The 22,995-nt window shown below is 64.0% G+C and carries 21 protein-coding genes; 3 read left to right on the top strand and 18 right to left on the bottom strand.

The annotated features are described in order from the left end of the window. Positions 1 to 82 precede the first annotated feature (82 nt). The 12 genes from serA to tolQ form a co-directional block, all read right to left on the bottom strand. Complete coding sequence (serA, locus tag IEV58_RS07880; protein ID WP_188409210.1) at positions 83 to 1,669, bottom strand: phosphoglycerate dehydrogenase; 1,587 nt, start codon at positions 1,667 to 1,669, stop codon at positions 83 to 85. Between the two features lie 118 nt (positions 1,670 to 1,787). Beyond that, complete coding sequence (locus IEV58_RS07875; RefSeq protein WP_188409209.1) at positions 1,788 to 2,960, bottom strand: phosphoserine transaminase; 1,173 nt, start codon at positions 2,958 to 2,960, stop codon at positions 1,788 to 1,790. 182 nt (positions 2,961 to 3,142) lie between these two features. Continuing rightward, complete coding sequence (locus IEV58_RS07870) at positions 3,143 to 3,949, bottom strand: outer membrane protein (protein ID WP_188409208.1); 807 nt, start codon at positions 3,947 to 3,949, stop codon at positions 3,143 to 3,145. A gap of 135 nt (positions 3,950 to 4,084) precedes the next feature. Then, a complete protein-coding gene (glmM, locus tag IEV58_RS07865; RefSeq protein WP_188409207.1) occupies positions 4,085 to 5,434 on the bottom strand; it encodes a phosphoglucosamine mutase in 1,350 nt (449 codons plus the stop codon). Between the two features lie 150 nt (positions 5,435 to 5,584). After that, positions 5,585 to 7,504 carry an ATP-dependent zinc metalloprotease FtsH gene (gene ftsH, locus IEV58_RS07860; protein WP_188409206.1) on the bottom strand — a complete coding sequence of 640 codons (1,920 nt, stop codon included), beginning with the start codon at positions 7,502 to 7,504 and terminating at the stop codon, positions 5,585 to 5,587. Between the two features lie 110 nt (positions 7,505 to 7,614). Continuing rightward, on the bottom strand, positions 7,615 to 8,622 hold the full coding sequence (gene tilS, locus IEV58_RS07855) for a tRNA lysidine(34) synthetase TilS (RefSeq protein WP_188409205.1): 1,008 nt from the start codon (positions 8,620 to 8,622) through the stop codon (positions 7,615 to 7,617). Between the two features lie 5 nt (positions 8,623 to 8,627). Beyond that, entirely contained in the window at positions 8,628 to 9,509 is an 882-nt protein-coding gene (gene ybgF / locus IEV58_RS07850) for a tol-pal system protein YbgF (RefSeq protein WP_188409204.1), read from the bottom strand. Between the two features lie 237 nt (positions 9,510 to 9,746). Next, a complete protein-coding gene (gene pal / locus IEV58_RS07845; protein ID WP_188409203.1) occupies positions 9,747 to 10,250 on the bottom strand; it encodes a peptidoglycan-associated lipoprotein Pal in 504 nt (167 codons plus the stop codon). Positions 10,251 to 10,394: 144 nt separating this feature from the next. After that, positions 10,395 to 11,723, bottom strand: coding sequence for a Tol-Pal system beta propeller repeat protein TolB (gene tolB / locus IEV58_RS07840; RefSeq protein WP_188409202.1), 1,329 nt, complete (start codon positions 11,721 to 11,723; stop codon positions 10,395 to 10,397). Between the two features lie 42 nt (positions 11,724 to 11,765). After that, entirely contained in the window at positions 11,766 to 12,767 is a 1,002-nt protein-coding gene (tolA, locus tag IEV58_RS07835) for a cell envelope integrity protein TolA (protein ID WP_188409201.1), read from the bottom strand. A 4-nt stretch (positions 12,768 to 12,771) separates the two neighbouring features. Then, the gene (tolR, locus tag IEV58_RS07830) at positions 12,772 to 13,227 is read right to left on the bottom strand and encodes a protein TolR (RefSeq protein ID WP_188409200.1); all 456 of its coding nucleotides are present in this window, start codon (positions 13,225 to 13,227) and stop codon (positions 12,772 to 12,774) included. A 3-nt stretch (positions 13,228 to 13,230) separates the two neighbouring features. Beyond that, complete coding sequence (gene tolQ, locus IEV58_RS07825; RefSeq protein WP_188409199.1) at positions 13,231 to 13,944, bottom strand: protein TolQ; 714 nt, start codon at positions 13,942 to 13,944, stop codon at positions 13,231 to 13,233. Between the two features lie 231 nt (positions 13,945 to 14,175). Between tolQ and IEV58_RS07820 the strand changes: the two genes are divergently transcribed. Then, positions 14,176 to 14,958 (top strand): trypsin-like serine protease, encoded by a 783-nt coding sequence (locus tag IEV58_RS07820; RefSeq protein ID WP_188409198.1) that lies wholly within the window; start codon positions 14,176 to 14,178, stop codon positions 14,956 to 14,958. A gap of 17 nt (positions 14,959 to 14,975) precedes the next feature. Here the strand turns inward: IEV58_RS07820 and IEV58_RS07815 are convergent, their stop codons facing one another. The 4 genes from IEV58_RS07815 to ruvA all read right to left on the bottom strand — a co-directional run bounded on the left by IEV58_RS07815 (position 14,976) and on the right by ruvA (position 18,423). After that, positions 14,976 to 16,211, bottom strand: coding sequence for a multidrug effflux MFS transporter (locus IEV58_RS07815; RefSeq protein WP_188409197.1), 1,236 nt, complete (start codon positions 16,209 to 16,211; stop codon positions 14,976 to 14,978). Between the two features lie 154 nt (positions 16,212 to 16,365). Then, on the bottom strand, positions 16,366 to 16,779 hold the full coding sequence (ybgC, locus tag IEV58_RS07810; RefSeq protein ID WP_188409196.1) for a tol-pal system-associated acyl-CoA thioesterase: 414 nt from the start codon (positions 16,777 to 16,779) through the stop codon (positions 16,366 to 16,368). Next, positions 16,772 to 17,812, bottom strand: a complete 1,041-nt coding sequence (gene ruvB / locus IEV58_RS07805) for a Holliday junction branch migration DNA helicase RuvB (RefSeq protein ID WP_229729273.1) — start codon at positions 17,810 to 17,812, stop codon at positions 16,772 to 16,774. Before ruvB ends, ybgC begins: the two co-directional genes overlap by 8 nt. Next, positions 17,809 to 18,423, bottom strand: a complete 615-nt coding sequence (gene ruvA / locus IEV58_RS07800) for a Holliday junction branch migration protein RuvA (RefSeq protein WP_188409195.1) — start codon at positions 18,421 to 18,423, stop codon at positions 17,809 to 17,811. Before ruvA ends, ruvB begins: the two co-directional genes overlap by 4 nt. 95 nt (positions 18,424 to 18,518) lie before the next feature. Between ruvA and IEV58_RS07795 the strand changes: the two genes are divergently transcribed. Then, positions 18,519 to 19,730, top strand: a complete 1,212-nt coding sequence (locus IEV58_RS07795) for an NAD(P)/FAD-dependent oxidoreductase (RefSeq protein WP_188409194.1) — start codon at positions 18,519 to 18,521, stop codon at positions 19,728 to 19,730. Between the two features lie 57 nt (positions 19,731 to 19,787). Then, on the top strand, positions 19,788 to 20,672 hold the full coding sequence (locus IEV58_RS07790; RefSeq protein WP_188409193.1) for an alpha/beta fold hydrolase: 885 nt from the start codon (positions 19,788 to 19,790) through the stop codon (positions 20,670 to 20,672). A gap of 89 nt (positions 20,673 to 20,761) precedes the next feature. Here the strand turns inward: IEV58_RS07790 and IEV58_RS07785 are convergent, their stop codons facing one another. Both IEV58_RS07785 and gap read right to left on the bottom strand, forming a co-directional pair. Then, a complete protein-coding gene (locus IEV58_RS07785) occupies positions 20,762 to 21,955 on the bottom strand; it encodes a phosphoglycerate kinase (RefSeq protein WP_188409192.1) in 1,194 nt (397 codons plus the stop codon). A 6-nt stretch (positions 21,956 to 21,961) separates the two neighbouring features. Next, positions 21,962 to 22,969, bottom strand: coding sequence for a type I glyceraldehyde-3-phosphate dehydrogenase (gene gap, locus IEV58_RS07780; protein WP_188409191.1), 1,008 nt, complete (start codon positions 22,967 to 22,969; stop codon positions 21,962 to 21,964). Between the last annotated feature and the right edge of the window lie 26 nt (positions 22,970 to 22,995).

Below are 22,995 nucleotides of genomic sequence, written 5' to 3'. Positions count from 1 at the left end.
GAACAAGAAGAGCCGGATGCATCACCGCATCCGGCTCTTTCGTCGTTGGGATCGGTGGGCGCCAACCTGCGCCCGGTCACGATCAGAACGTCAGGGCTTTCGCCTGCTTCACCTGCGGCAGCGCCTTCACCTTCTCCACCACATCATTGGCGATGGGGCCATCCACCTGCACGATGGCGATGGCATCACCGCCCGGGGAGGTACGACCGAGATTGAAGGTGGCGATGTTGACGCCGGCCTGGCCGAGCGTGGAGCCGAGCGCGCCGATATAGCCCGGCTGGTCGGTGTTGGTGACATAGAGCATGGACGCACCGAATTCGGCGTCGATCGAGATGCCCTTGATCTCGATGATGCGGGGCTTGCCGTCGGCAAAGACGGTGCCTGTCACGCTGCGGCTCTGCTTCTCGGTCTGGATCACCAGCTTGATCGCGCTCTCGTAATTGGCGGATGCCTCACGGCGCACCTCTTCGATAGCTATGCCGCGCTCACGCGCGACAGCCGGAGCGGACACCATGTTGACGTCCGACAGCATGGGGCGCAGCACGCCTGCCACCGCAGCCGAGGTGAGCGCGCGGGTGTTCATGTCCGCAACGGCACCCTCATATTCGATACGGATGCCCTTGAGGCCCGTCTCGGTGAGCTGCCCGGCGAATGAGCCGAGCTTTTCAGCCAGTTCCACGAAAGGCTTCAGGCGCGGAGCTTCCTCGGCCGAGATGGACGGGAAGTTGATCGCATTGGTGATCGCGCCGCGCACCAGATAATCCGCCATCTGCTCGGCAACCTGGAGAGCCACGTTCTCCTGCGCTTCATTGGTGGAGGCGCCGAGGTGCGGTGTGGCGATGACGTTCGGGTGGCCGAACAGCACGTTCTCGGTAGCCGGCTCCGTCACGAAGACGTCGAATGCCGCACCGGCGACATGGCCGCTGTCGAGCGCGGCGCGAAGCGCCACCTCGTCGACGAGGCCGCCACGGGCGCAGTTGATGATGCGGACGCCCTTCTTGGTCTTGGCAAGGCTTTCCGCCGACAGGATGTTCTTGGTCTTGTCGGTGAGCGGCGTGTGCAGGGTGATGAAGTCGGCCCGAGCCAGAAGCTCGTCCAGCTCGACCTTTTCCACGCCCATCTCCCGCGCGCGCTCCGGCGACAGGAACGGGTCGAAGGCGATGACCTTCATCTTCAGGCCGATACCGCGCTCGGCGACGATGGAGCCGATGTTGCCGCAACCGATGACGCCAAGCGTCTTGGCGGTGATCTCGACGCCCATGAAGCGGTTCTTTTCCCACTTACCGGCCTGGGTGGAGGCGTCGGCGGCGGGAAGCTCGCGGGCCAGCGCGAACATCATGGCGATGGCATGTTCGGCGGTCGTGATGGAATTGCCGAAAGGCGTGTTCATCACGATGATGCCCTTGGCGGTTGCCGCCGGGATATCGACGTTATCGACGCCGATGCCGGCGCGGCCGATCACCTTCAGATTTGTGGCGGCGGCAATGATCTTGTCGGTGGCCTTGGTCGCCGAGCGGATCGCGAGGCCGTCATACTGGCCGATGACGGCGGCGAGCTTTTCCTTGTCCTTGCCGAGGTCGGGCTCATAGGTGACGTCGACGCCGCGATCCTTGAAGATCTGCACAGCTGCGGGGGAAATCTTGTCGGAGATGAGTACTTTGGGTGCCATAACGGCTGCTCCTCGAAAATGTGGTGATGCGATCCCGGCGCCAGGCCGGTCGGTTCAAGGCAAAAATCTTCGGGATCGGAAAGCATGGCCGGATGGTGCCGGCCATGCGGAAGAACGATCAGGCGGTGGCGAGTTCGGACTTCGCGTTGGCGAACGCCCAGTCGAGCCACGGCGTCAGCGCCTTGATGTCCGACGTCTCCACGGTGGAGCCGCACCAGATGCGAAGGCCGGGAGGCGCATCGCGATAAGCGCCGATGTCGAGCGCCACGCCTTCCTTCTCCAACGTGGAGGCCAGCGATTTGGCGAAGGCGGCCTGGGCCTCGTCGGGAAGCGCCGTGACGGCGGGATCGACGATCTTCATGCAGACTGAGGTGTTGGAGCGGATCGCCGGATCGGCTGCCAGGAAGTCGACCCAGTCGGTCTTGGCCGCCCAGTCGGCCAGCACCTTGGTGTTGGCATTGGCGCGTTCGATGAGCGCGCGTCCGCCGCCGATGTTCTTGGCCCAGTTGAGGGCGTCGATGTAGTCCTCGACGCAGAGCATGGAGGGCGTGTTGATGGTCTCGCCGACGAAGATGCCTTCGATCAGCTTGCCGCCCTTGGTCATGCGGAAGATCTTCGGCAGAGGCCAGGCCGGCGTATAGCTTTCCAGACGCTGAACAGCCTTCGGGCTGAGGATCAGCATGCCATGGGCCGCCTCCCCGCCGAGCACCTTCTGCCAGGAGAAGGTCACCACATCGAGCTTGGCCCAGTCGAGGTCCTGCGCGAAGGCCGCCGAGGTTGCATCGCAGATGGTGATGCCCTCGCGGTCGGCCGCGATCCAGTCGGCATTGGGCACGCGCACGCCCGAGGTCGTGCCGTTCCAGGTAAAGACGACGTCGCGGGCCTTGCTGTCGACGGTGGAAAGATCGGGAAGCTCGCCATAGCCCGACTTGATGATCCGGGCATCCTGCAGCTTGAGCTGCTTCACCACGTCGGTGACCCAGCCTTCGCCGAAGCTTTCCCAGGCGAGCATGTCGACGCCGCGTGCGCCAAGCATCGACCACATGGCCATTTCAACGGCGCCGGTGTCGGAGGCCGGAACGATGCCGATGCGGTAGTCATCAGGCACGCCGAGGATCTCGCGCGTCAGATCGATCGCGAGCTTGAGCTTTGCCTTGCCTGGCTTGGCGCGGTGAGACCGGCCGAGCAGTGCGTCGTGAAGGGATTGGAGAGACCAGCCGGGGCGCTTTGCGCAGGGGCCGGAAGAAAACTTCGGATTCGCGGGCATCGTGCCCGGCTTTGCAGTCGTCATGTTGGCTATCCTTTCAGATAGGCGCCTTCCGTTGGGGGAAGGTGTCCCACGGATGGCGCTACTCCTCTCCAGCGGCGCTGTCAAGGAGGCCCTCCCCTCGGCGCGCCACCCGCGCCGAACGCAATGAACAAACTAAAAAGGCCGGGCGATGGCCCGGCCTTGAAGGTTTGACGAAACCTGGATCAGAACTTGGCGAAGAGCGGTTCTTCGTCGCCGAACATGGGCGCGGGCGAGCCGCCGAAGCGATAGCGCAGGCCGATCATGAAGTCGTGGCTGCTGACGTCCTTGAACTCCAGAGGATTGTAGACCGCGTTGGTGCCATCGAAATTGATGATGTCGCCGGTGCGGCCATCGCCGAGATTGAGGTAGCGGTAGCCGAGGTCCAGGGTCCAGTTCTGGGTCAGCTGGTAGCCGAAGCCGGCATAGAGCGCCCAGGCGAGGTTCCACTCGTGCTCGGTTCCGGCATAGCCGCCGCCGCCGGTGACCTCGTTGACGTCGGTCAGATCGCCGATTGACAGCCGCGTCGCGCCGATGCCCGCGCCGACGTAAGGCGTGATGCCATACCAGGTGCCGATGTCCACATAGGCGTTGGCGAGGAACAGATATTCCTTCTTCTTGGCGCGGTAGTCGTTGGTGCCGCCGCCGAAGCCGGAATAGCTGTCGAAGCCGTCAAAGTCGCTGTCGTGCCGATATTCCGCCGTCACGTCGAAGCGCACCCAGCGATTGAGCTGGTAGCCGACGCCGCCGCCGAAGAAGACTGATTCGTCGAAGTCCTTCTCCGACACGATCACCGTGTCGTCGAACAGCGCATTGTCGAGCTTGCGCACCCGCTGGCTGCTGATGCCGATATGCCCCCGCAGGTACCAGCCGCTCATGTCTTCCACTGGCGGAGCGATGATCGGCGCAGGCGGCAGGTCCGCCGCCTTGGCGACGGGCACGACAGCGGCGGCAACGGAAATTCCGAGAAGCGCGGCGGTGAAACGTAGCATGTGAATTCATCCCCGAAAGATTTCCGCGCCCCGCACGGAAAGAGTCCTCTTTCGGGACAATCCACTGTCTTGCTTAAAAACCTCTTAACCTTAACGCCGCGTCACCAATCTTCGTGCGTGATTAACCAAAAATGCTCAGGCGGCAGTGCCGGAGAGCGCGCTGACGACATCGTTGACGGCGGTTTCAACCAGCGCCGGATCATCCGCCTCACCCATCACGCGGATGACGGGTTCGGTTCCCGAAGGCCGAATCACAAGGCGCCCGCGCTCACCGAGCCGCGCCGTCGCATCAGTGATGGCCTTCTGCACTTCGGCACGCTCCAGCGGCTGGCCGCCCTTCTTGTAGCGCACGTTCTTCAGGACCTGCGGCAGAGGCTCAAAGCGGCGACAGACCTCCGATACCGGACGGTCGAGCTTCTTGACCATGCTCAGCACCTGAAGTGCCGCGACCAGGCCATCCCCCGTCGTGGCGTAATCGGACAGGATGATATGGCCGGACTGCTCGCCGCCGACGTTGTATCCCTGAGCCCGCATCTGCTCGGACACATAACGATCGCCCACGGGCGTCCGTACCAGCGTCAGGCCACGGCTGCCGAGATGCCGCTCAAGGCCGAGATTGGACATGATGGTCGCGACGATGCCGGGCTTCGACAGGCGGCCATCGTCCGCCCAGCTTTCCGCCACCACCGCCATGAGCTGGTCGCCGTCGATGAGCTGCCCCTTCTCGTCCACCAGGAGCACGCGGTCAGCGTCACCGTCGAGCGCGATGCCGATGTCGGCCCGCGTCTCATGAACCTTTCGGGCCAGGGCATCAGGAGCGGTCGAACCAACGTCGCGGTTGATGTTGAAGCCATCGGGTTCCACGCCGATGGCGATGACTTCGGCCCCCAGCTCCCACAGGGCTTCCGGCGCGGCGCGATAGGCCGCGCCATTGGCGCAGTCGACCACAACCCGCATGCCTTCGAACGAAACGGCGCGGGTCAGGGTCCGTTTGGCAAATTCGATATAGCGGCCCGAAGCTTCCTCGATGCGGCGTGCGCGGCCGAGTTGGTCGCTGTCGGCCAACTTAGGCGTAAGGTCCGATTCGATGAGGGTCTCGATCTCGCCCTCCACCTCATCGGACAGCTTGTAGCCATCCGGTCCGAACAGCTTGATGCCGTTGTCCGCATAGGGGTTATGGGAGGCTGAGATCATGACGCCGAGATCGGCGCGCATGGAGCGCGTCAGCATGGCCACCGCCGGGGTCGGCATGGGCCCCAGAAGGATCACGTCCATCCCCACCGACAGAAAGCCCGACGTCAGCGCCTGCTCGATCATGTAGCCGGACAGACGGGTGTCCTTGCCAATGACGACGCGGTGGCGATGGTGGCCGTTGCGGAAGATCGTCCCTGCCGCCATGCCCACCTTCATCGCCAGGTCAGGCGTGATGGGAAACTTGTTGGCGCGGCCGCGAATACCGTCTGTGCCGAAATACTTGCGGGTCATGTGTCTAGAGATCCTGGCGAAAGCTCGCTGATGGATAGCGCGAAACCATGCAAGATGGCGTCACAAAAATTTAAAGATTGTTTCCAGTGCACGGGAAACGAGAAACGGCGCCGTGCTGCCACGGCGCCGTTTTCCGGATCTGGCTTTGAATCAAGCCTGGGGTTGCGGCTCCAGGCCGCTGTCACCGGTCGGCTTGGGGCGGGCCTTGCCGGTCGAGGGCACAGCCGAGCCGCGCGGGGCCGGCGGCTCGTCGGCGTCGCGCACCGGCGGCTTGCCAGCGAGCAATCCGATGATCTCCTCGCCCGTCAGAGTCTCGTATTCGATAAGCCCCTTAGCCAGGTTTTCGAGAGACTCCTGGCTCTCGGTGAGAATCCGAGACGCTTCCTGGTAGCCCTCTTCCACGAGACGCCGGACCTCATTGTCGATCTTCTGGGCCGTCGCCTCGGACACATTCTGCTGGCGAGACACGGAGTGGCCGAGGAACACTTCCTCCTGGTTCTCGCCATAGGCCACCTTGCCGAGCTCCTTGGAGAAGCCCCAGCGGGTCACCATGGCCCGGGCCAGGCGCGTCGCCTGATCGATGTCGCTCTGAGCGCCCGAGGTCACCTTGTCATGACCGAAGATCATCTCCTCGGCCACGCGGCCGCCCATGAGGATGGCAAGACGTGAGGTCATCTGCTCGTAGGACATGGACAGCTTGTCCCGCTCGGGCAGTTGCATGACCATGCCGAGGGCGCGGCCGCGCGGAATGATGGTCGCCTTGTGCACCGGATCGGTCGCCGGCACATTGAGCGCCACCACGGCGTGGCCCGCCTCGTGATAGGCTGTCAGCCGCTTTTCTTCCTCGGTCATGACGAGCGTGCGGCGCTCCGCACCCATCATGATCTTGTCCTTCGCGTCCTCGAACTCCTGGTGCGTCACCATGCGCTTCGAACGGCGGGCGGCCATGAGGGCAGCCTCGTTGACGAGGTTCATGAGATCGGCGCCGGAGAAGCCGGGGGTGCCGCGTGCAAGGGTCTTGAGGTCAACGTCGGGAGCCAGCGGCACCTTGCGGACATGAACCTTGAGGATGCGCTCGCGGCCGACGATGTCGGGGTTGGGGACAACCACCTGCCGGTCAAAACGGCCCGGACGCAACAGCGCGGGGTCGAGCACATCGGGACGGTTGGTGGCGGCGATGATGATGATGCCTTCGTTGGCCTCAAAGCCGTCCATCTCCACCAGGAGCTGGTTCAGCGTCTGCTCACGCTCATCGTTGCCGCCGCCGAGACCGGCGCCACGATGGCGGCCGACCGCGTCGATTTCGTCGATGAAGATGATACAGGGCGCGTTCTTCTTGGCCTGCTCGAACATGTCGCGGACACGGCTGGCGCCGACGCCGACGAACATCTCGACGAAGTCCGAACCGGAGATGGTGAAGAAGGGCACATTCGCCTCGCCGGCGACGGCGCGTGCGATCAGCGTCTTACCGGTGCCGGGAGGGCCGACGAGCAGCACACCGCGGGGAATACGGCCGCCGAGCCGCTGGAACTTCTGCGGATCGCGCAGGAACTCCACGATCTCATGCAGGTCATCCTTCGCCTCTTCCACGCCGGCTACGTCATCGAAGGTAACGCGCCCATGGGCTTCCGTCAGAAGCTTTGCCTTGGATTTGCCGAAGCCCATGGCCTTGCCCGCGCCGCCCTGCATCTGCCGCGACAGGAAGATCCACACGCCGATCAGCGCGAGGAACGGCAGCCAGGAGATCAGGAGGCTGATGAACCAGGGGACGCTGTCCTGCGGGGGGCGCGCGGTGACGGTGACGCCCTTGCCATAGAGCCGTTCGACCATGCTTGGGTCGTTGGGCGCATAGGTGCGGAACTGGCGGCCATCCACGAAAGTGCCCTGCAGGTTCGGCCCCTCGATGATGACATCGCGCACACGGCCGTTGTCCACCTCGGTGAGGAACTGCGAGAAGGCGATGTCATTGGTGCCGCCGCGCTGGCTCGGACTCTGGAAGAGCGTGAACAGCGCCAGCAGAAGCAGGACGATGATGACCCACAGGGCCAGATTCCGGAAATTCGGATTCATAGTGTTTCCCGACCTAGAGACGGATCCTCAGGAATGTCCATCTCGTCTGTGGCAAATGTAGGGGCGCTGCCGCCCCTTGCCAAGTGATGGAACCCTACCAAACAATCACTTCACGAGGGTGAACGCGGCCTGCGCGGCGGCGCCGGTGTGATGCGCAACTCGTTGCGTGTCAGCGCAACCCTCATTCCTGCCAAGGTTTTCACCAGGCTCGCTCCCTCGTGAAAGGCATCTCGGAGGGCACCGGCAAGAGCTTCCAGGCGATCGAGGCGCAAGGACAAAATGTCCTCGTTCGAGGCCAGCGCCCGCCGCAGCAGACGCAGTGTGATCTCCTCCGGCAAGCCGAATGCCTCCGCCGCGATGCGGAAATCCCCGCCCGTCCCGCTGACATGGCGCGCCCAGGCCTGATCAACCGCTGCTTCGACGGCCTCATCCATTCGGCCCATACGCTGCGCCAGGATAGCCAGGCGTTTGTTTGTCAGTCCTTCCCGGGCCAGCACATCCATGGACCGCCGCAGCCGCGCCCGTGCGAACGCCGGATCGGCGTTCATGGGATCCTCGCTCCATGGGATGCCCCGCTCTTGAATCACTTTCACAAGTCGCGACTTCGGAACCTGCAAAAGTGGCCGCAAGTGCATGATTCCATTGGAACGTTTCACAAGCCTTCGCATGCCGCGGAGGCCGGACGGGCCTGATCCCGCGGCCAGCCTCAGCAGCACGGTCTCGGCCTGATCGTCCAGGGTATGAGCCGTGACCAGCCAGCCCGCCCCCTCCACGGCCATATGCTGCTCCAGCAGCGCATAGCGTGCGGCACGTGCCTCGGCTTCGATGCCTGTTTCAGGTTTATTGCCCCGCCAGGACAGGATCGCATGCGGCACATCGAGACTGGCCGCAAAAGCTCCGGCTCGCACCGCCTCGTCGTGGCTGCCCTCGCGCAGACCATGATCCACCGTGGCAGCGATCAGCCGTCCGGCTCCTCCCCAGCGCCACAGCAGCCAGAGAAGCGCGACGGAATCCGCGCCGCCCGACAGCGCCACAAGCACAGAAACGCCCGCCAGAGGCTCGAAAAGCCGCGCGGCCTCCTGCGGCTCGACAGGATCTGAAGGCTCCGCCGCGCTCAATGATGTCAGCAGCCGAGGCGCTGGCGCTCGCGCGCGCCCTGTGCCTTGGTGTTGGTGGCGCGGGGATACTTGCGGTCGATTTCCGCGAAGGTCGCGCAAGCGTTTTCCTTTTCACCGATCTGCGCCAGCGACTGACCCAGCCGCAGCAGGCTTTCCGGCGCCTTGGATGAATCCCCATGGTCCGTCACCACATTGAGAAACGGTTCGATGGCATCGCGGTGCTGGCCGCGCTGGTAAAAGCTCTCGCCGAGACCGTAAAGCGCCTCACCCACCCGGCGGTCCTGTGGATGTGCCTCGGTGAACTGGCGGAAAGACACCTCTGCCAGTTCATAGTCCTTGCGCTGCAGGAAGCCTGACGCCAGGGCGAACTCATCATCCGGGCTGTTGGTCGGCGCGGCGATGGGCGCGACGCCGGCCGGCGTATTGTTGACGCCGCCGCCGGTGCCCGCACCCACACCGGGAGGTGCGAGGTTCAAGGGACCGCTGTTTCCGCCGGCACCGCCTGCCGGCAATGTGCCGAGATTGCGCGGGGGCGCCCCCGGCCCGGTCGGAGTCGCGGAATTCTGCGGAGGCATCGGCGCCGGCGGCATAGCCTGTCCGCTGCGCTGCGGCGCTCCGGCGGGAGCCTGTCCTCCGCCCTGCGCTCCGCCACGGCTCAACTGTTCCTGGCGCTGCCGGTTCTGATGCTCCAGCTGCTCCAGCCGGCCGTTCATTTGCCGGATCTGGTTTTCCAGCTGGTTGAGCCGCAGGCTGAGGTCGGCCGCCGATCCCTGCTGCTGCATCGGTTGCTGCGGCTGTCCAGGCCAGGATTGTGCACCGGCGGGCACAAGCGTTGCCGCCAGCATGGCGCCGGCAACAAGAGAGCGGGACAGATAAGCAGCGGTCATAGTCAAACCCTCAAGCTCTTCGCGGACAAGTCCACGAATATATGTCGCAATATGCGCAATCCGGAGGTCCGGCAATAAGATGCCGGCAGAAAGACTGTGAGACTGGGGCTTTATTTGGGCCGTGGCTTCAGAGCTTTGTGAGCAGGCTGGCACACCCGCGCGACAACGAAAACACCCTCGTCTCCGCTAGGAAACGAGGGTGCAGAAGATCGGCTGGATGGCGGAAAGACCGCCTCGTCAGCTTCCGGCGGCGCCGCCGAGAACAGTCACGCCACGGCGATTCTGCGACCAGCAGGAAATGTCGTCACAGACCGCGACCGGCCGTTCCTTACCGTAGGAGATCGTGCGCAGCCGGCCCGGGTTGACGCCGCGCGCCGCGAGATAGTCTCGAACGACCTGGGCGCGGCGGGCGCTGAGCGCGAGGTTATATTCACGGGTGCCGCGCTCGTCGGCATGACCTTCGACCGTCACAGGATAATTGCCGTAACGGTTGAGCCACTGCGCCTGCTTGTCCAGCGTAGCGCGGGCCTGCGGCGTCAGATCGGTGGAATCGGTCTCGAAGAAGACGCGATCGCCGACATTGACGACGAAATCCTGCTGGCTACCCGGCGTACCGGCGCTACCGCCGAGGCCGGCACCGGGCCCACCGGCCTGATTGTTCTTGGCACAGGCAACGGCAAGCAGGGCCAGGCCAAAGGCGGCGGCAAGCTTGCCGCGACGCATAACCGAGGTACGCGACATCTTTCAAACTCCTCGTGTCCCCATCGGACGCGCGAACCGTAACCGGTCCATGGTTAAGTGAGCGTTGCCAAACTCTGGGCGAATCGCGGCAATTTCGAGTCATTCAGTAAATATTTGCCGCGATCATGCGCGGATTCACAGCTTTCAGCTGAGCGGCGGCGACCAGGCCGGATCCGAGGCGAAGGATGGCGTCGGAACGCGCTGCTCATTGTGGCCGGTGATGTCGATGGAGTAGAGATGCGGTCCGCCGCCACCGCCGCTGTCGCGGAAGAACATCAGCACACGGCCGTTCGGCGCCCAGGTGGGCCCCTCATTGTGAAAGCCCTCGGTCAGGATGCGCTCGCCGGACCCATCGGGCCGCATCACGCCGATGGAGAATTTGCCGCCGGCCTGCTTGGTGAAGGCGATCAGGTCGCCGCGCGGCGACCAGACCGGCGTGGAATAGGAACCGTCGCCGAAGGAGATCCGCTGCTGCGAGGATCCGTCGGCACCCATGACATAGAGCTGCTGCCGACCACCGCGATCGGATTCAAAGACGATGCGGCTGCCGTCGGGCGAAAAGGATGGCGCGGTATCGATGGCCGGCGTATCGGTCAGGCGCGTGGTGGCGCGGGAGCGCAGATCCATTGTGAAGATGTTGGAATTGCCGCCCTGCTGCAGGCTGAGGATCACGCGCTGGCCATCGGGTGAGAAGCGCGGGCTGAACGTCATGCCGGGAAAATTGCCGACGATCTCGCGCTGGCCCGTCTCGATGTTGAGGAGATAGACCCGCGGCTGGCCGCCGGCGAAGGACATATAGGTGATTTCCTGACTGGTCGGGCTGAATCGCGGTGTCAGCACCAGGTCCTCGCCGCGCGTCAGGTAGCGCACCCCTACCCCGTCCTGATCCATGATGGCGAGACGCTTCACGCGCTTGCTCTTCGGACCGGATTCATCGACGAAAACGATGCGGGTATCAAAATAGCCCTTCTCGCCGGTCATGCGCTCGTAGATCTCATCGGCGATGAGATGTGCCACGCGACGATGGTTTTCAGCGGAGGTGAAATACTGCTGGCCGGTGATCTGCGTGCCGCGCAGCACGTCCCAAAGGCGAAACTCCGCGCGAAGACGGCCATCCCCTTCCCGCGTGACCCGTCCGGTGACCAGGGATTCGGCATTGATGATGCGCCAGTCGCCGAACCGAGGCGGCTGATCGATGTTGACGATATTTTCAACGAAGGCGGCGCGATCGATGGGGGCAAACAGGCCGGAACGGCGCAGATCCGCTTCCACCACCTGGGAGATCTGCATGGCGACTTCGCCCTCGCTGCCCGTACCGGCAACGAAATTGGTGATGGCGATCGGCAAGGGCCGCACCTGGCCTTCCGTGATCTCCACCTGAAGCTGGGCATGGGCCGGAAGCGTGAACAGACCACCGACGGCCAGAGCCGTCAGAACCATTGTGCTGCGAAGCTTATGCGTCAGCGATGGCATTCGTATCTCCGAAATCAAGGTCTGAGGGCCAGCGGAAACCCTTTAGCCGCCGAGCATCTGGCTGGGATTGAGCGTAATCTGAACATCCCGCCACTGCTCGTAGGAGGCCGCGGGTAGATCCTGGAACGGCGCGCTGAGGTAGACTGCACGAAGGGCCGAATCCGCAGCCGCCGAGAAGAAGGGGTTAGCCGAATTGTTGACCACCTGCGGGTTGCCGCTCAGCGTTCCGTCCTGGTTGAGCTGGAAGCGCACCACGACCAGGAGATCGGATGCGCCCTGAGCGCCGATGGGAATGTTCCAGTTTGGGCGAATCTGATTGCTGATGGCTGAGACCAGTGCCTGGAGCTCATTGACGGACAGGCGCGATGCCTCGCCGGTGGCGGTGCCAAGGGACGCCGTCTGCGAGATCTCGTCGCCCGAACGTTCCGTGCGCGAGGGTGCGCGTTTGTCCAGCAGGGCGCTGATCGCGTCCGGGTTGAACTCGCGTTCCGGCTTCTTCGGCTTTTCCTCTGCCGCCTTTGGCTTGGGCTCGGCCTTGGCCACCTTCTTGGGCGGCTCCGGCCGTTTCGGCGGTGTCGGCACCGGCGGCTTTTCGGCCGTCTTCGGCTTTTCCGGCTGCGGGGTCGGCTCGGGCGCCTTGGCCTCGGCCTGTTTCGGGGGTTCGGGCTTGGGCGCAGGCGGAGCGGGCTCCGCCTTGGCCGTCTCCGGGGCGGGCTTGGGCTCCGGCTTGGGAGCATCAGCCTGCTTCGGCGGCTCGGTGTTGTTGGGCTTCACATCCTGCTTGGCGACAGGCGCATCCGGCTTCGGATCACGCTTGACGGGCTCGACCTTCTCCACCTTCTGCTTCGGCTTGGAGACGTCCTTGGACTTCAGCTCACCCTTGGTGATCTGATTGAACTCTTCAGTGGTGAGAAGCTCCACCGGAAGCGCGGGCATGGGAGGAGCGTTGTTCGGCACGGCGTTACCGAAGCTGATCAGCCCCCAGGTCAGGACGACCGTATGGGCCGCGACAGAGACAACCATCCCAGGACGCACGGGCGGCATGGCATCAGCCTCCTTGCGCCTGCTCGGTCACAAGCGCGACACGGCGGAAACCCGCGCCCGAGATCGCGCCCATCACCTGCATCACCTGTCCGTAATTCACGCTGCGATCACCTCGAACGTAGATGCGCTCCTCGTAACCGGCATTCGTGATCGCAATGAGGCGAGGAACCACCTCCTCGGCTGTAACCTTCGTATCCTGCAGGAAGATTTCGCCCTGACCGTTCACGGAAATCGTGAGAGGCTCCTTCTCCTGGTTCAGCGCTTCGGCCTGGCTTTCCGGCAGGTCGATGGGAACGCCGACGGTCAGCATGGGCGCCGCCACCATGAAGATGATGAGCAGCACCAGCATGACGTCCACGAAGGGCGTCACGTTGATTTCCGACATGACGGCGGCCCTGCGGCGCGACCTGCGCCGCCTGCTGCCGCCTCCACCGCCACCGCCCGGACCGCTCATGCCCATGGGTCAGGCTCGCTCGTCGATCTGGCGCGACAGGATCGCGGAAAATTCATCGGCGAAGCCTTCCAGCCGCGCGCCCTGTTTGGCCACCTCACTCGCGAACTTGTTATAAAAGATCACCGCCGGAATGGCCGCGAGGAGGCCCAGCGCCGTCGCAAAAAGCGCCTCGGCGATACCAGGCGCCACCACGGCAAGGCTGGTGTTCTTCGAAGCCGCGATCGACTGGAAGCTCGACATGATGCCCCAGACAGTCCCGAAAAGGCCGATGAAGGGCCCGGCGGAACCAACCGTCGCCAACACCAGGAGGCGCGTCTCCAGCCGTTCCAACTCGCGCTGGATGGTCACGTCGAGCACCTTGTCGATCCGCTGATTGAGCGTGCCGATGGCGCGGCCGCCGCCCTCGAAGGAGCGCTTCCACTCGCGCATGGCCGCGACGAAGACAGCCGCCATGGACGTGTTCGGCCGGTTTGCCAGCGAGCGATAGAGTTCCTCAAGGCTCTGGCCGGACCAGAACACTTTTTCGAAACGGTCCATCTGCCGGCGCGTGCGAGCGTACAGCATGGTCTTGTCGACGATGATCGCCCAGCACCAGACTGATGCGATGACCAGGCCGATCATGACGAACTTGACGATGAAATGCGCTTGAAGGAACAGCCCCCACAGGGACATGTCCGCATTCGCTGCGCCGATCGCGGTTTGAGCAACCGCTGCGGGCTCCATTTATCCGATCTCCGCGTTCAAAAACATATCCGTGTGGGTCCTGCCCTCACACCGGTCACCATCATGTCTGGCGCGCGCCTCTTCCCGCGTGCGCCGAAAAACCTTAATGACGGCTGCGAGCGCTAGGTCGCTTCCCAATGTGTTGAAACTGCGGCGTTCGGAGCAGTCGCAACATCTCTTAATCGCGCGTCAAGGTTAAGGGCGCCTTAACCTTGTTTGTAAGGTGCCCATATGCCGCGTTCCTGGTTTCTTTTTGCAGCTTCTTTCCTTCTGGCCGCAGGTTCAGCCAAGGCGCTGGATGGCGGATATCCCGCCCGCGCCGACCATGCCCTGCGCCGTTCCACCGTCGCCATCCAGTCGGTCCAGCCGCTCGCCAGCGGCAAGGCCCGGGTCTCCGACTGCACGGGCATCCTCATCGCTCCCGACCTTGTGCTGACCGCAGGCCATTGCCTGGAGGTGGCCGAACGGCCGGAGCATACCGTCGTCGTCGGCTTCATGGCCGATGGCCGCCCCGGCGCACCGGTGACGGCGCGCAGCGTGGTCTTTCATCCCGATCACGTCGCCGGCTGGTGGCGCCAACCCGGCAGCCCCGAGACACGGCAGCGCGAGATCGCCGCCGATATGGCGCTGGTCCGCCTCTCCCGCCCCCTGGGCGGCGATGCAGCCCCCATCGCGGTTGCCGGCGATGTCCGGTCGCGAGCCAAGGCCGGCTCCTCCTATATCGCTGGCGCCGGCGTCGGTGGCGGCGGTGCCTTCGGCCTGCGCATCGCGCCGGTCGGCGGCATCGCGCTGCTTCAGCGCGGCGCGACCATCGCCCTCGGCTCGGCCGGCGGCGCGAAAGCCTGCCGCGGCGACAGCGGCGGGCCCGTTGCCTCGCTGGTGGACGGCCAACTGGAAGTCTGGGGCGTGACCGGCGCGGTCCTGCGCGAAAACAGGGGCTGCAGCACCCGTGTCGCCATCGCCTTCATCGAGCCCGCCGCCTTGCGATCGATGATGGCGAGGATCGGCCGCTAGAACCGGCCCGGCGCCGGTCAGTGTACCGGCGCGTGATGGGCCCGAAACAGCCTGCCCCGCTCAGCAAACAGCACCATGGCGAGCGCGCCGAAGCCGAACAGTGTGAGGCCCAGCGTAAAGGGCACCACCGTGCCGTCGAAGTGCTGGCCGACATAGGCCCCGAGCAGCGCGCCGCCCAGCGTGGTGAAGAAGCCCATCACCGATGAGGCGGTACCGGCGACATGGCCGAGCGGCTCCATGGCCATGGAATTGAAGTTCGACACCAGCAGACCAAAGCAGAACATGAGGCCGGACTGCAGCAGCCAGAACGTCCAGATGTTCTCATAGCCGAGAAGCGCCACGAAAAGGTGGACGGTGCCAAAGAAGATATAGCCGAAGAGCGCCGAATGGGAGACGAGGCGCGACCCGAGGCGCTCGACGATGCTGGCATTGAGAAACGACGACGCGCCCATGAAGATGGCAATGGCGGCGAAGACAAGCGTGAAGACGTCGGCGGCGTCGAGCGCGGTGAAGAAGATCTGCTGGGCGGAGTTCACGAAGCCGAATAGCCCGCCCATCATCATCGTCACCGCCATCATGTAGCCCACCGCCAGCCGATTGGTGACGACAAGCATGAAGGCATACTTCAACCCGCCGAAGGACAGCGGCAGACGATTTTCCGCATGCAGCGTCTCCGGCAGCTTGGCGATGACCCACAGCGTGATGCCGACACCAGCGATAGAGAGGATCACGAAGATCCAGCGCCAGGGCGCGATCAACAGGACGAACTGCCCGATGGACGGCGCCAGCACCGGAACGGCGACGAAGACGATGAAGGCGAGCGACATGACGCGCGCCATCTTGCGGCCGGAGTAGCAGTCGCGGACGATCGAGATGACCAGCACACGTGTGGCGGCGATGCCGATGCCCTGAACCGCCCGCGCCGCGATCATGGCTTCAAAGGACGACGCGAAGATCGCGGCGATGCTGGCAAGAACGAAGACAGCGAGCCCGATCAGGAGGATCCGCTTGCGGCCATAGCGGTCGGAAATCGGCCCATAGATGATCTGCGCACCACCAAAGCCGAGCAGATAAGCGGTGACGATCCACTGACGATGGTTCTCGGTGTCGACCGAGAGCGCGTCGCCGATCTGCGGCAGCGCCGGCAGCATGATATCGATGGACAGAGCATTGATGGCCATCAGAGAGGCAACCAATGCGATGAATTGACGGAAGCCTAAGCCCGGATGCGGCCCGGCGGCTTGAGAAGTCATGGCGAAACCTTAAGACGTGATGCGGCGCAAGCGGAGGGGTCGACGGAACTGCCGGCTGGCTTCGCCCGGAAAGAGGGGAGCAATATGCCCGAGGCGGAGATCAGCACAATGCTTTCTGTATCACGATCCGTTGCGACGTGATGGCCGCTCGGGATCAACCGTCCCGCAGGAACAGCTTCCGCACCTCAGGGGGAATACGCCTCGGCTTGCCCTCGGCGATCGCCACGATGATCACACTGGCGCTGGCGAGAACAGCACCATCCCTGAGAACGCGCTGGGACAGCGTCATGGAGGCGCCGCCAATCTCGGCCACGAATGTCTCCACGGTGAGAAGGTCGTCCAGCACCGCCGGACGATCGAAGACGATGTCCATGCGCCGCACCACGAAGGTCATGCCTTCGCGTGCCTGCAAGCCCCCCTGCCCCAAGCCGAGATCACGCAGGAGTTCGGTGCGCCCGCGCTCCATAAAGTTGAGATAGTTGGCGTGATAAACGATGCCGCCCGCGTCGGTGTCTTCCCAATAGACGCGGATGGTCAGCTCATGCGTACGGCCTGCCAGTTCAGTCATCGCCGCCCTGGTCGAACAGCGGCATCTGCGCCCCTTGGGAAGGTGGCGGCGTCAGCCCGAGGTGTCTGAAGGCATGGATCGTCAGCATGCGTCCGCGCGGCGTGCGCTGGATGAGCCCCTGTTGGATGAGGTAGGGCTCGATGATCTCTTCGAGCGCGTCACGGGGTTCGGACAAAGCCGCCGCGATGGTCTCCACGCCGACGGGTCCGCCACCATAGTTGTGCGCGATGACAGACATATAGCGCCGGTCAAGCGCGTCGAGACCGGCGTCATCCACTTCCAGCTGCCGCAGCGCCTTGTCGGCGACGGCCCGGTCCACCACCTCCGCCCCGGCGACCGAGGCGAAATCGCGCACGCGCCGCAGGAGCCGCCCAGCGATGCGCGGCGTGCCACGGGCCCGGCGGGCGATCTCACGGGCGCCGTCGGGATTCATGGCAAGGCCAAGAACGCGCGCGCCCCGCGTGACGATGAGATCGAGCTCCTCGACCGTATAGAAGTTGAGCCGAACGGGAATACCAAATCGGTCGCGCAGCGGCGTGGTCAGCAGCCCCGCGCGGGTGGTGGCGCCAACAAGCGTGAACTTGGCAAGATCGATCCGCACCGAGCGCGCCGCCGGCCCCTCGCCGATGATAAGGTCGAGCTGGAAATCCTCCATGGCGGGGTAGAGGATTTCCTCCACCGCCGGATTAAGGCGATGGATCTCGTCGATGAAGAGGACGTCGCGCTCCTCAAGGTTGGTCAGAAGCGCGGCAAGGTCGCCCGCCTTGGCGATTACGGGACCGGAGGTGGCGCGAAAGCCGACCCCAAGCTCGCGCGACATGATCTGCGCCAGCGTGGTCTTGCCAAGGCCCGGGGGGCCGGCAAACAGCACATGGTCCAGCGCCTCGCCGCGCGATTTGGCCGCCTCGATGAAGACGGAAAGATTGGCCCGCGCCTGCGCCTGGCCGATGAATTCCGAAAGCCGCTGCGGACGAAGGGACGCGTCGGCAGTGTCCTCATCGCGCTTCTCAGGAGACACCAGCTCGCGGCTCACCGCGCCAACTCCTTAAGCCCCATGCGGATGAGCGTTTCGGTCGTCGCACCCTCCCCGGCCTTCGCCATGGCCGAGGACACGGCAGCGGAAGCCTGCACCTGCGCATAGCCGAGGTTCACGAGGGCCGAGACCGCATCCGCCACCGGAGCGGGAGCACGCCTGTCGGTCAGCGCGTCATGCAGCTTAAGGTGACCCGCATCCACATCCGCGAAGGCCGGCGCCCGGTCCTTCAGCTCCGCGACGATGCGCGCAGCAACCTTCGGCCCGACGCCCGGTGCGCGCGAGACCGCCGCCTTGTCCTGCAGGGCGATGGCATTGGCAAGTTCGCTCGCCTTCATGATGCCGAGGATGGCCAGCGCCACCTTCGCACCCACGCCTTGGACGCTCTGCAGCAGGCGGAACCACTCACGATCGAGATCGGTGGAAAAACCGAACAGCCGGATCTGGTCCTCGCGCACATAGGTTTCGATCGCAAGCACTGCGGCCTCGCCGGCCGTCAGTGTTCCCAGCGTCTTGGCCGGGCAATGCACGAGATAGCCCACCCCGCCGACATCGAGGATGACCCAATCCGTGCCGATGCTGTCCACGGTGCCGCGAAGTTTTCCGATCATCAGGCACCTCTAGCATTGAGTCGGGCGCGAACAAAGCGGGATCAAAAGCGCAGGTTCCAGCGTTAGGTAACCTCACGCAGCAGGATACCCATCCTTTGGTCACCCAGAAACGCGATTTGCGCACCGGCCGAACGATTTGGCAGGAAAAGCGGCTTCCGTCCGTTCCCGCAAAATCTCTCAAACATGATGTCGAAACCGACATCCTCATCATCGGCGCCGGGATCTCCGGCGGAATGATCGCGGAAGCCCTTGCCGCAGATGGGCATAAGGTCATGATTGTCGATCGGCGCGGGCCGCTGAAGGGTTCCACCGCCGCGAGCACGGCCCTGATCCAATATGAAATCGACACGCCGCTGACCAAGCTCGCCCGGTCCATCGGCATGGCGAATGCCATCAGGGCCTGGCGCAGGTCCGTTCTTGCAGTTCACTCACTCGCGGCCAAGGCGCAGGAGCTTGGTGGAGGAGACGAGTTCATCCCCCGCAGCAGCCTCTATCTCAGTGGCGACGAGCTCAATGCCGACGCGCTGATCAAGGAAGGCCAGGCACGCCGCCTTGCCGGCATCGAGACAACGATCCTGACACGAGCCCAGCTGAAGAGCCGCTTCAACATCAAGCGAGAGGCCGCGCTGCTCGGCTACGACAACCGCGCCGCCGATCCCCGCCAGCTCGCCGCTCTGTTTCTGAACGAGGCTGTCCGCCACGGCGCCGACATCAGGGCCAAGGTCGAGATCGTGGATGTGGAGGCCAAGCGCTCAGGCATCAGGGCCATGACGAAGAGCGGCTGTGAAATCCGCTGCAAGCGTCTCGTCTTCGCCACCGGTTATGAAGTTCCGAAGGGCATGCCGCCGGATGGCCACCGCATCGTCTCCACCTATGCCATCGCCACCGTGCCGCAGCCGCGCAAGCTGTGGCCGGAGCAATGTTTCATCTGGGAAGCATCCGACCCCTATCTCTATCTGCGCACCACGCGAAAAGGGGCCATCATCTGCGGCGGCGAGGACGAGAGCTTTTCCGACGCCGAGATACGCGATCAACTCCTGCCCGCGAAGACTGCCACACTGCGCAAGAAGCTCGGCAAGCTCCTCCCAAATATCTCGACAGAGGTTGAACATGCCTGGACCGGCTCCTTCGGCACAACCGACACGGGCCTGCCGCTCATTGGCGAAATCCCCGGCATGGCCAACTGCTGGGCGGCGCTCGGCTATGGCGGCAATGGCATAACCTACAGCCGCATCGCGGCGGACCTTATCCGCGCGGCGTTCTCCGGCCAGGAGGATCCCGATGCGGACCTTTATCGGTTCCGTTAGTGAACCAGCCACGGGATGAACCGTTTCGATCTCAGCATCACACGCGGGAAATCGCTCATGACCGACACGGCAGTTCATCACCGCACCCTGTCGCTTGACGGAGTGAACATTTTCTATCGCGAGGCGGGATCACCAGACGCTCCCGCTCTCCTCCTGCCGCACGGCTATCCCTGCTCGTCGTATGAGTTCCGCAACCTGATGCCGCGTCTGGCGGATCGTTACCACGTGCTGGCTCCGGATTTTCCAGGAAGCGGTTACACCGATACGCCTGATGATTTTTCCTATGACTTCGATGGCTTTGCCGAATTTCTTCAATGCTTTGCCGACGCCCGCGGAATCAGAACCTTCGCCATCTATCTGCATGATTTCGGCTCTCAGATCGGCCTGCGCCTCGCCATCCGCGCGCCCGGCCGGATCACCTCTCTCATCATCCAGAACGGCGACATCTATGAGGATGTATTGGGCCCCAAGTACGATGGGATCAAAGCCTATTGGGATGATCCCACGCCGGAGCGCCGCGCGGCCTTCTTCGATGTGGTGACCGAGGAAGGATTCAAGGACGAGTTTCTCAGCGATGTCCGGCCGGAGCTTGCCGCCCGCATCCCTCCCGATCTGTGGAAGCTGCACTGGTCGTTGATGACGGAGAAGCGCCGGCACATCGCCGTCGACGTCATCGCCGGCCTCGACGAGAACCGCGGCTGGTTTCCGCGCTACCAGGCCTATCTGCGGGAGCATCAACCGCCGACGTTGATCGTCTGGGGTCCACAGGACGGCTATATGCCGGAGGCGTCCGCCCGCGCCTACCTGCGCGACCTGCCAAGGGCGGAACTGCATCTTCTCGACGGCGGGCATTGGCTCTTGGAGACGAACCTTGAGGAGGTGGTGCCCCTGATGCGTGACTTCCTGGAGCGGAACCATGGACCCGGAGGCAGCCGCTGCTGAAGGCCTGGATGCTAGGCACAAGGCCCAGCACGACGAAAACAAAAAAGGCGCGGAGGTTGCCCACCGCGCCTTTGTAACAAACCACAGCCTCAGGCCTTCAGCGCCTCAACGCCCGGCAGGGATTTCCCTTCCAGCCATTCCAGAAACGCGCCGCCTGCTGTCGAGACATAGGTGAAGCTCTCACCTGCCCCCGCGTGGTTCAGCGCGGCCACCGTGTCGCCGCCACCGGCAACCGACAGGAGCTTGCCTGCCTTGGTGCGTTCGGCGGCATGCTTTGCCACGGCAACCGTTGCCGCATCGAAGGGCGTCAGCTCGAAGGCGCCGAAGGGGCCATTCCAGACCAGCGTCTTGGCGCCGTCGATGATCTTGTTCACCTCGTCCACCGATTTCGGGCCGGCGTCGAGGATCATCTCATCGTCGGCAACACCGTCGAGGCCGACCGTGCGGTTCGCGGCATTGGCCTTGAACTCCTTGGCCACCACCACGTCCACCGGCAGCACGATACGGCAACCCGCAGCTTCCGCCTTCTTGACGATGTCACGAGCGGTGGCGGCAAGATCATGCTCGCACAGCGACTTGCCCACCTTGCCGCCATTGGCCGCAAGAAAGGTGTTGGCCATGCCGCCGCCGATCACGAGATAGTCCACCTTGGCAACGAGGTTGCCCAGGAGGTCGAGCTTGGTGGAAACCTTGGCGCCGCCGACAACGGCCACCACAGGGCGTTCCGGTTTGCCGAGCGCCTTGGCGAGCGCCGTCAGCTCCGCTTCCATGGAACGGCCGGCATAGGCCGGCAATGCCCGGGCCAGCCCCTCGGTGGAGGCATGGGCGCGGTGCGCGGCCGAGAAGGCGTCGTTGACGTAAAGATCGCCATTGGCCGCCAGTGCCTTGACGAAATCACCGTCGTTCTTCTCCTCGCCCGCATGGAAGCGGGTGTTCTCCAGGAGAAGGGCGTCGCCATCGGCCATGGCGCCGACCGCGGCCCTGGCGGCATCACCCACGCAATCATCAGCGAAGGCGACAGGCTTGCCCAGTTCCTCGGCCAGCGGAGCCACCAGCGGCTTCAGCGACTGTTCGGGATCCCGTTTGCCCTTCGGCCGGCCGAAATGGGCAAGCAGGATGACCTTGCCACCTTTGCCCGTGATGTCCCGGATGGTTGGCAGGATGGCGCGGATGCGGGTCGCGTCGGTGACGCGGCCCCCATCCATGGGAACGTTGAGATCGACGCGGACGAGGACGCGCTTGCCCTTTACGTCCGCATCATCAAGCGTACGGAACTCAGCCATGCTGGATCAGATCAGCTTGGCAAGAGCAACCGCAGTGTCCGACATGCGGTTGGAGAAGCCCCACTCGTTGTCGTACCAGGACAGGACGCGCACGAGGTTGCCTTCCAAGACCTTGGTCTGGTCCATGGCGAAGGTCGAGGAATGCGCGTCGTGGTTGAAGTCGATCGAGACGTTGGGCTCGTTGGTGTAGCCGAGGATGCCCTTGAGCGAGCCGTCGGCTGCGGCCTTGATGGCCGCGTTGATCTCGTCCTTGCTGGTCTGCTTCTTGGCGATGAACTTGAAGTCAACGACCGAGACGTTCGGGGTCGGCACGCGGATCGAGGTGCCGTCCAGCTTGCCGTTCAGCTCCGGCAGCACAAGGCCCACGGCCTTTGCGGCGCCGGTGGAGGTCGGGATCATGCTCAGGGCCGCCGCACGGGCGCGGTAGAGATCCTTGTGCATGGTGTCGAGCGTCGGCTGGTCGCCGGTATAGGCATGGATCGTGGTCATGAAGCCCTTCTCGATCCCAACGGCTTCGTGCAGCACCTTGGCGACGGGCGCCAGGCAGTTGGTGGTGCAGGAGGCGTTGGAGATGACGAGATGATCCTTGGTCAGCTTGTCGTGGTTGACGCCGAAGACCACGGTCAGGTCAGCGCCGTCGGCCGGTGCGGAAACGATCACGCGCTTCGCGCCTGCGTCGAGATGGGCCTTGGCTTTGTCGCGCGAGGTGAAGATGCCGGTGCACTCAAGAGCGATGTCGACCTTGAGTTCCTTGTGGGGAAGCTCCGCCGGGTTCTTGATGGCGGTCACGCGGATCTTCTTGCCGTCGACGACGATGTTGTCGCCATCCACTTCCACCTTGGAGGGGAAGCGGCCATGCACGCTGTCGAACCGCAGGAGGTGGGCGTTTGTCTCGACAGGGCCGAGGTCGTTGATGGCCACGACCTCAATGTCGGTGCGGCCCGACTCCACGATGGCGCGCAGAACATTGCGCCCGATGCGCCCGAAACCGTTGATCGCTACCCGAACCGTCATCTTCGTCTATCTCCTGCTTTAGTCGT

It is taken from the genome of Agaricicola taiwanensis, assembly GCF_014635245.1.
GTDB lineage: Bacteria > Pseudomonadota > Alphaproteobacteria > Rhizobiales > Methylopilaceae > Agaricicola > Agaricicola taiwanensis.
Note: the sequence above shows the minus strand (reverse complement) of the source record. Positions and strands in the feature narration are given on the sequence as shown.

Bases quoted from the DNA above. Each gene is read 5' to 3' on its own strand.
- serA (WP_188409210.1), bottom strand. From the start codon at position 1,669: ATGGCACCCAAAGTACTCATCTCCGACAAGATTTCCCCCGCAGCTGTG.
- IEV58_RS07875 (WP_188409209.1), bottom strand. From the start codon at position 2,960: ATGACGACTGCAAAGCCGGGCACGATGCCCGCGAATCCGAAGTTTTCT.
- IEV58_RS07870 (WP_188409208.1), bottom strand. From the start codon at position 3,949: ATGCTACGTTTCACCGCCGCGCTTCTCGGAATTTCCGTTGCCGCCGCT.
- glmM (WP_188409207.1), bottom strand. From the start codon at position 5,434: ATGACCCGCAAGTATTTCGGCACAGACGGTATTCGCGGCCGCGCCAAC.
- ftsH (WP_188409206.1), bottom strand. From the start codon at position 7,504: ATGAATCCGAATTTCCGGAATCTGGCCCTGTGGGTCATCATCGTCCTG.
- ybgF (WP_188409204.1), bottom strand. From the start codon at position 9,509: ATGACCGCTGCTTATCTGTCCCGCTCTCTTGTTGCCGGCGCCATGCTG.
- pal (WP_188409203.1), bottom strand. From the start codon at position 10,250: ATGTCGCGTACCTCGGTTATGCGTCGCGGCAAGCTTGCCGCCGCCTTT.
- tolB (WP_188409202.1), bottom strand. From the start codon at position 11,723: ATGCCATCGCTGACGCATAAGCTTCGCAGCACAATGGTTCTGACGGCT.
- tolA (WP_188409201.1), bottom strand. From the start codon at position 12,767: ATGCCGCCCGTGCGTCCTGGGATGGTTGTCTCTGTCGCGGCCCATACG.
- tolR (WP_188409200.1), bottom strand. From the start codon at position 13,227: ATGGGCATGAGCGGTCCGGGCGGTGGCGGTGGAGGCGGCAGCAGGCGG.
- tolQ (WP_188409199.1), bottom strand. From the start codon at position 13,944: ATGGAGCCCGCAGCGGTTGCTCAAACCGCGATCGGCGCAGCGAATGCG.
- IEV58_RS07820 (WP_188409198.1), top strand. From the start codon at position 14,176: ATGCCGCGTTCCTGGTTTCTTTTTGCAGCTTCTTTCCTTCTGGCCGCA.
- IEV58_RS07815 (WP_188409197.1), bottom strand. From the start codon at position 16,211: ATGACTTCTCAAGCCGCCGGGCCGCATCCGGGCTTAGGCTTCCGTCAA.
- ybgC (WP_188409196.1), bottom strand. From the start codon at position 16,779: ATGACTGAACTGGCAGGCCGTACGCATGAGCTGACCATCCGCGTCTAT.
- ruvA (WP_188409195.1), bottom strand. From the start codon at position 18,423: ATGATCGGAAAACTTCGCGGCACCGTGGACAGCATCGGCACGGATTGG.
- IEV58_RS07790 (WP_188409193.1), top strand. From the start codon at position 19,788: ATGACCGACACGGCAGTTCATCACCGCACCCTGTCGCTTGACGGAGTG.
- IEV58_RS07785 (WP_188409192.1), bottom strand. From the start codon at position 21,955: ATGGCTGAGTTCCGTACGCTTGATGATGCGGACGTAAAGGGCAAGCGC.
- gap (WP_188409191.1), bottom strand. From the start codon at position 22,969: ATGACGGTTCGGGTAGCGATCAACGGTTTCGGGCGCATCGGGCGCAAT.